The organism is Achromobacter sp. DMS1 (assembly GCF_001270295.1).
On sequence record NZ_LHSJ01000220.1, the window covers coordinates 1 to 7,166 of the forward strand.

Here is a 7,166-nt window from a genome sequence, read left to right on the forward strand (position 1 = left end):
CAGGGGGCTGGCCGCGCAGCGCGCCGCCCTGGCCGCGCGCCGCGCCTCGGCCCGCATCCACAATCCGGCCGTCGCCCGCCGCATGGCGGAGTCCGCCGCCGTGCCGCGCGACCGCGCGCCGTTTGCCGAGCGCATCGCCCGCCAGCAGGCCGGACTGGGCCTGCCCGCGTTTCCCACCACGACTATCGGCTCTTTCCCGCAGACGCCCGAGATCCGGGCGCTGCGCCGCGACTGGAAGGCCGGCGTCCTGACCGACTCGGCCTACGAGGCGGCCATCCGCAAGGAAATCGAGGAAGTGATCCGCTTCCAGGAGAAAGTCGGCCTGGACGTGCTGGTGCATGGCGAGCCCGAGCGCAACGACATGGTGGAGTACTTCGGCGAGCTGCTGGCCGGCTTCGCCTTCACCAAGAACGGCTGGGTGCAGAGCTACGGTTCGCGCTGCGTGAAGCCGCCCATCATCTTCGGCGACGTGGCCCGCCCCGCACCCATGACAGTGGGCTGGTCGTCCTACGCGCAGTCGCTGACGGACAAGCCGGTCAAGGGCATGCTCACCGGCCCGGTCACGATCCTGCAATGGTCTTTCGTGCGCGACGACCAGCCGCGCGAACAGACCTGCCGCCAGCTCGCCCTGGCGCTGCGCGACGAAGTGGTGGACCTGGAGGCCGCCGGCATCCGCGTCATCCAGATCGACGAGCCCGCCATCCGCGAAGGGCTGCCGCTGCGCCGCGCCGACTGGCAGGCCTACCTGGACTGGGCGGTGGACTGCTTCCGCCTGTCCACGGCGGGGGTGCGCGACGAGACGCAGATCCACACCCACATGTGCTATTCGGAGTTCAACGACATCATCGAATCCATCGCGGCCATGGACGCGGACGTCATCACCATCGAGACGTCGCGCTCCAACATGGAGCTGCTCAAGGCGTTCGAGGATTTCCGCTATCCGAACGACATCGGCCCCGGCGTGTACGACATCCACTCGCCCAACGTGCCGGAAGTGGACTGGATGGTCGGACTCATGCAGAAGGCCGCCGCCCGCCTGCCCAGGGAACGCCTCTGGGTGAATCCCGACTGCGGCCTGAAGACCCGCGCCTGGCCCGAAACCGAGGCGGCTCTGGTGGGTATGGTGCAAGCCGCGCGGGCGCTGCGCGAAGCCGCGTAGGCGCCGGCCTGGGCAGGGCGGGCGCGGGATGCGTCCCTGTCTTGCTGCGCATGCGGCCGGCGGCGTGCCGCGCCGCTTGCCGCGCGCCGCTGGCCGCGCGCCGCTTGCCACCTGCGGCGCACTGCATTCTTCGATAAACGGGCCTCCCGGTGCCAGCCGGAGGCCCGTCGCGCTGCCGCGCGCCGTCACTGCTCATCGCGTTTGTCCTTATTGTTGTTGTCAACGTTGCCGTTTGCGCCGGTCCTCCCGGCGGCGCAGGATGCGGGCGGCCGGCCGGCAACCCGTCCTCGGGCAGGGGCTCCCGCCGCCGGTACGGCCGTGCGCTATACTTCCAAGGTTTTGTTGCCGCGCACCATGCGCGGGCCGCCACCCCGCGGGTCGTCCGGCGGGCCCTGTTACATGCCGTTTTACCGCTAAGCCCATACCGCTAAGCCATGACAGGCCAGTCGTTCAACGCCCGCACCGCAGGCCACTAGCATGCCCTTGCCACCGCCGGATTGTCCTCGCCAGCCGCTGCACACGCGTTCCATACGCGTGCAGTCCTACGCGCGCGACGACGGCCTCTGGGATCTCGAAGCCGAGCTCATCGACGTCAAGGCGTACGATTTCCCCAAGCAGAACGGCGAGGTCTTCAAGGCCGGGCGGCCCATCCACCACATGCACCTGCGCATCACCATCGATGGCGATTTCACCATCGTGGCCGCCCGCGCCGCGTACGACGCCGCGCCCTACGGCGGTCATTGCATGGCCATCGAACCGGCTTACACTGACCTGGTCGGCATGAACCTCCTCAAGGGATTCCGGCGCCAGGTCAAGGAGCGCTTCGGCCACGTCGCGGGCTGTACGCATATGACCGAGCTGTCGCAGGTGCTGCCCACGGCGGCGGTACAAACCATGGCAAACCGGCGCCGGCAGCAGGCCGAGCCGGACCGCCGGCCTTTCCAGCTCGACGGCTGTCATGCCTTGCGGACCGACGGGCCGGTCGTGGCTGAGCACTATCCCAGGTGGTACACAGGGGACAGCGCTGAGGCATCGGCCGATTCGTCCTCCGATTCACCTTCTCTTTCTCATTCGTCCTGACAGGTAACACATGAAAATCCACGAGTATCAAGGCAAGGAACTGCTGAAGCAATTTGGCGTCCCCGTGCCGCGCGGGATCCCCGCTTTTTCCGTCGACGAGGCCGTGGCTGCCGCTGAAAAGCTGGGTGGACCGGTGTGGGTCGTCAAGGCGCAAATCCATGCGGGCGGCCGCGGCAAGGGCGGCGGCGTGAAGCTCGCCCGCTCGCTGGACGAAGTCCGCAAGCTGGCCGGCGAAATCCTCGGCATGCAGCTGGTCACGCACCAGACCGGCCCCGAGGGCCAGAAGGTCCGCCGCCTCTACATCGAAGAAGGCGCCGACATCCAGAAGGAATACTACGTGTCCGTGGTCACCGACCGCGCCACGCAGAAGGTCGCCTTCATCGCCTCCAGCGAAGGCGGCATGGACATCGAGGAAGTGGCCCACTCCCACCCCGAGAAGATCGTCACCGAGTACATCGACCCGCTGGCCGGTCTGACCGCCGAGCAGGCCAGGAAGATCGCCGACGCGATCGGCATGCCCGCCGAGTCCACCGCGCAGGCCGTCGACGTGTTCCAGAAGCTCTACAAGTGCTACATGGAAACCGACGCCTCGCTGGTCGAGATCAACCCGCTGAACCGCGACAGCAAGGGCAACATCATCGCCCTGGACGCCAAGTTCAACTTCGACTCCAACGCGCTCTTCCGCCATCCTGAAATCGTCGCCTACCGCGACCTCGACGAAGAAGACCCCGCCGAAATCGAAGCCAGCAAGTTCGACCTGGCCTACATCCAGCTCGACGGCAACATCGGCTGCCTGGTGAACGGCGCCGGCCTGGCCATGGCCACCATGGACACCATCAAGCTGTTCGGCGGCGAGCCCGCCAACTTCCTGGACGTCGGCGGCGGCGCCACGGCCGAGAAGGTCACCGAAGCCTTCAAGATCATGCTCAAGAACAAGGGCGTGAAGGCCATCCTGGTCAACATCTTCGGCGGCATCATGCGCTGCGACGTCATCGCCGAAGGCGTGATCGCGGCTTGCAAGGCCGTCAACCTGAACGTGCCCCTGGTCGTGCGCATGAAGGGCACCAACGAAGAACTCGGCAAGAAGATGCTGGCTGACTCGGGCCTGCCGATCATCAGCGCCGACACGATGGCCGAAGCCGCCACCCGCGTCGTAGCCGCCGTCAAGTAAAAAATTGCCAAGGATTCACAAATGTCGATTCTGATCAACAAGGACACCAAAGTCATCACCCAGGGCATCACGGGCAAGACGGGCCAGTTCCACACCCGCATGTGCCGCGAGTACGCCAACGGCAAGGCCGCTTTCGTGGCCGGTGTGAACCCCAAGAAGGCCGGTGAGGACTTCGAAGGCGTGCCCATCTACGCCTCCGTGAAGGAAGCCAAGGCCGACACCGGCGCCACCGTGTCCGTCATCTACGTGCCGCCGGCGGGCGCCGCCGCCGCCATCTGGGAAGCCGTCGAGGCCGAACTGGATCTGGTCATCTGCATCACCGAGGGCATTCCCGTGCGCGACATGCTCATGGTGAAGAACCGCATGAAGGACAAGGGCAGCAAGACGCTGCTGCTGGGCCCCAACTGCCCCGGCCTGATCACCCCCGACGAAATCAAGATCGGCATCATGCCCGGCCATATCCACCGCAAGGGCCGCATCGGCATCGTCAGCCGCTCGGGCACCCTGACGTACGAAGCCGTGGCGCAGGTCACCGAGCTGGGCCTGGGCCAGTCGAGCGCCGTGGGCATCGGCGGCGATCCCATCAACGGCCTGAAGCACATCGACGTGCTGAAGATGTTCAATGACGATCCCGACACCGACGCCGTCATCATGATCGGCGAAATCGGCGGCCCGGACGAAGTGAACGCCGCGCAGTGGGCCAAGGACAACATGAAGAAGCCCGTGGTCGGCTTCATCGCCGGCGTCACCGCGCCTCCCGGAAAGCGCATGGGCCACGCCGGCGCGCTGATCTCCGGCGGCGCCGACACGGCCGACGCCAAGCTGGAAGTCATGGAAGCCTGCGGCATCCGCACCACGCGCAATCCCTCCGAAATGGGCAAGCTGCTCAAGTCGGTGCTGTAACGCGCAGCGTCGCACACGAAAAACCCGCCATCCGCGATGGCGGGTTTTTTTTCGCGCGCGCTGCCGGCGCAATGGCGCATGCGGCCCTGCCCGCGCGGGTTCCGCCCGCAGACCGGCCGCGGCTTTCCCGAGGGTTTTTCCCCGCTGCTTTCCATTTCCTAGGGGAAACCCTCGTCCACATCGCGGTCGGCCAACCATACGGAAAGCTGAACGAAACTATAATGAAAGCAAAACCGACACGCGCCAGCAAGTCAGAATGCCGCCGGGCTCGCACCAAGGCGGTCAGCGTGTCCTTGTCTTTTTCATCCATTCATTTGGTTTTTCGTCCTAGGGGGATCACATCTAGGAAAGAGAGGGTATGGAACTCAGTTCAGCGGCATTCTGGATAGCGTTGCTTCAGATCATTTGGGTCAACATCCTGCTATCAGGCGACAACGCCGTGGTCATCGCGCTGGCGGCGCGTTCGCTGCCTCCGGCGCAACAGAAAAAAGCGATTGTCATCGGCTCGGCCGCGGCGATCATCATGCGTATCGTGCTGACCCTGGTTGCGGCAAAGCTTCTGCTGCTGCCTTGGCTGAAACTCATCGGCGCGCTGCTGCTCGTGTACATCGGCGTTTCGCTGCTGCTGCCGGAAGGCGAAGACGAAGGGGGTGGCAAGGAGCATGGCAGCCTGCTCGTCGCGATCCGCACCATCATGATCGCCGACCTGGTCATGAGCCTGGACAACGTGGTGGCGGTGGCCGCCGCGGCCATGGGCGACACCACGCTGCTGGTGCTGGGCCTGGCCATCAGTATTCCGCTGGTCATCTTCGGCAGCACGCTGCTGCTCAAGGTCATCGAACGCTTTCCCATCATCGTGTGGGTGGGCGCGGCCCTGCTGGGTTTCATCGCAGGCGAACTGCTGGTGGGCGATCCGGCGCTGCAGGAGCCCGTGGCGCGCATCGACGCGGCGCTGGGCGTGACGCAGCACGACTTCGCGCTGATCGCGGGAGCGCTGGGCGCGGTGCTGGTGCTGGCGCTGGGCAAGATCATGCTTGGCCGCCAGAAAGCCGCATCCGAAGCCTGACTGAAAGCTGAATTACAATAATGGTTTCTGAATTACCCCGCCGCCCTCGAAAGCGGCGGGCGCCGGTGCGGGACCGGCCTTTCTTTTCATAAATACCTTCGGGGGTTCGACGTGCTTGAGTTTTTCCAGACGCTGAGTTGGGCGGCGGTTTTCCAGATCATTCTTATCGACATCCTGCTCGGCGGTGACAACGCGGTGGTCATCGCGCTGGCGTGTCGAAACCTGGCGCCCAAGCAGCGCATGCAAGGCATCCTGTGGGGCACCGCGGGCGCCATCATCCTGCGCGTGGTGCTCATCGCCTTCGCCCTGTCGCTGTTGAACGTGCCGTTCCTGAAGGTGGTCGGCGGCGTGCTCCTGCTCTGGATCGGCATCAAGCTCCTCATCCCGGAAGAAGACGCCCACGGCAACATCAAGGGCGGCACCTCCATCCTGGCGGCGGTCAAGACCATCATCATCGCCGATTTCGTGATGAGCCTGGACAACGTCATCGCCATTGCCGGCGCGGCGCAGAATGCGCACGCCGATCACCAGATCGGCCTGGTGGTGTTCGGCCTCATCGTCAGCGTGCCCATCATCATCTGGGGCAGCACGCTGGTGCTCAAGCTGATCGACCGCTATCCCCTGGTCGTCACCCTGGGCGCGGGCCTGCTGGGCTGGATCGCGGGCGGCATGCTGATCACCGACGTGTTTGTGGTTCGTCAATTCGGCGAACAGCCGCAAGCGGTTAAAATCGCGGCTGAAATCATCGGCGCGCTGCTGGTCATTGTTCTCGGACGTTGGCTGGCAAGCCGCAAATCCGTGAACAAGGAATCCGCACATGAGTCTGCGTAAAACCGTAGATCCGCAGCAATCGGAGTCGGGCCTCAGCCTCTTGCAGGGGCTGGCCATTCTGGCCATTCTGGGCGCCGTTGCCACGGTCGTCCTCGCCAATTTCGCTTGATGGCCGCTCGTGTCCCATCCTCAACGCCTGGTCATCGCGACCCGCGCCAGCCGGCTTGCCCTGTGGCAGGCCGAGCACGTGCGCGACAGGCTGCGCACGCTGTATCCGGCGTGCGCGGTTGAGCTTCTCACGCTGACGACCCGGGGCGACCAGATCCTCGACCGCACGCTTTCCAAAGTGGGCGGCAAGGGCCTGTTCGTCAAGGAGCTCGAAAACGCCCTGCTGGACGGGCGTGCCGACATCGCGGTGCATTCCCTGAAAGACGTGCCCGTCGATCTGCAGGCGCCTTTCGAGCTGTGCGCCGTGCTCGAACGGGCCGACCCGCGCGACGCCTTCGTTTCCAGCCGCTACGCCAGCCTGGCGGACCTGCCCGAGGGGGCGGTGGTGGGCACGTCCAGCCTGCGGCGCGAGTCGCAGATCCGGGCGCGCCACCCCGGGCTCGCGGTCAGGCCCCTGCGGGGCAACCTCGACACCCGCCTGGCCAAGCTGGACAAAGGCGAGTACGACGCCATCGTGCTGGCGGCGGCCGGCCTGCAGCGGCTCGGCCTGCAGGACCGCATCCGCGGCCTGCTCGACCCCGCCGACAGCCTGCCCGCGGCCGGGCAGGGCGCGCTGGGCATCGAGATCCGCAACGACCGCGACGATCTGCGCGCGTGGATGGCCCCGCTCATCAGCGCGCGGACCACTTCCTGCGTGCTGGCCGAGCGCGCCGTGTCTCGCCGCCTGGGCGGTTCCTGCCAGGTGCCGCTGGCGGCCTACGCCGAAGTCCACGACGGCAGGCTGTCGCTGCGCGCGCTGGTCGCGTCGCCGGACGGCGCGCGCATTTTCCGCGCCGAGCGCGAAGGCC

The 7,166-nt window shown here is 66.0% G+C and carries 8 protein-coding genes; all 8 read left to right on the forward strand.

The window, feature by feature from the left end:
- Positions 1-1,159, forward strand: a 1,159-nt coding sequence (metE, locus tag AD428_RS20275) for a 5-methyltetrahydropteroyltriglutamate--homocysteine S-methyltransferase (RefSeq protein ID WP_152968168.1), incomplete at its 5' end; no start/stop codon positions are given.
- Positions 1,160-1,636: 477 nt separating this feature from the next.
- Entirely contained in the window at positions 1,637-2,239 is a 603-nt protein-coding gene (locus AD428_RS20280) for a DUF2889 domain-containing protein (protein WP_053244646.1), read from the forward strand.
- A gap of 10 nt (positions 2,240-2,249) precedes the next feature.
- Positions 2,250-3,410 carry an ADP-forming succinate--CoA ligase subunit beta gene (sucC, locus tag AD428_RS20285; RefSeq protein WP_053244647.1) on the forward strand — a complete coding sequence of 387 codons (1,161 nt, stop codon included), beginning with the start codon at positions 2,250-2,252 and terminating at the stop codon, positions 3,408-3,410.
- A 21-nt stretch (positions 3,411-3,431) separates the two neighbouring features.
- Positions 3,432-4,313, forward strand: coding sequence for a succinate--CoA ligase subunit alpha (sucD, locus tag AD428_RS20290; RefSeq protein WP_053244648.1), 882 nt, complete (start codon positions 3,432-3,434; stop codon positions 4,311-4,313).
- 358 nt (positions 4,314-4,671) lie between these two features.
- Entirely contained in the window at positions 4,672-5,379 is a 708-nt protein-coding gene (locus AD428_RS20295; protein ID WP_053244649.1) for a YjbE family putative metal transport protein, read from the forward strand.
- A 111-nt stretch (positions 5,380-5,490) separates the two neighbouring features.
- On the forward strand, positions 5,491-6,210 hold the full coding sequence (locus tag AD428_RS20300) for a TerC family protein (RefSeq protein ID WP_053246383.1): 720 nt from the start codon (positions 5,491-5,493) through the stop codon (positions 6,208-6,210).
- Positions 6,197-6,319 carry a hypothetical protein gene (locus tag AD428_RS29005; protein ID WP_255352283.1) on the forward strand — a complete coding sequence of 41 codons (123 nt, stop codon included), beginning with the start codon at positions 6,197-6,199 and terminating at the stop codon, positions 6,317-6,319. The genes AD428_RS20300 and AD428_RS29005 overlap by 14 nt, the downstream gene beginning before the upstream one ends.
- A gap of 9 nt (positions 6,320-6,328) precedes the next feature.
- Positions 6,329-7,166 (forward strand): hydroxymethylbilane synthase (gene hemC, locus AD428_RS20305; RefSeq protein WP_053246384.1); only part of this gene is annotated, 838 nt, incomplete at its 3' end.

What these genes read in the sequence shown, in the direction of transcription:
- AD428_RS20280 (WP_053244646.1), top strand. Translation starts at nt 1,637, where the DNA reads ATGCCCTTGCCACCGCCGGATTGTCCTCGCCAGCCGCTGCACACGCGT.
- sucC (WP_053244647.1), top strand. Translation starts at nt 2,250, where the DNA reads ATGAAAATCCACGAGTATCAAGGCAAGGAACTGCTGAAGCAATTTGGC.
- sucD (WP_053244648.1), top strand. Translation starts at nt 3,432, where the DNA reads ATGTCGATTCTGATCAACAAGGACACCAAAGTCATCACCCAGGGCATC.
- AD428_RS20295 (WP_053244649.1), top strand. Translation starts at nt 4,672, where the DNA reads ATGGAACTCAGTTCAGCGGCATTCTGGATAGCGTTGCTTCAGATCATT.
- AD428_RS29005 (WP_255352283.1), top strand. Translation starts at nt 6,197, where the DNA reads ATGAGTCTGCGTAAAACCGTAGATCCGCAGCAATCGGAGTCGGGCCTC.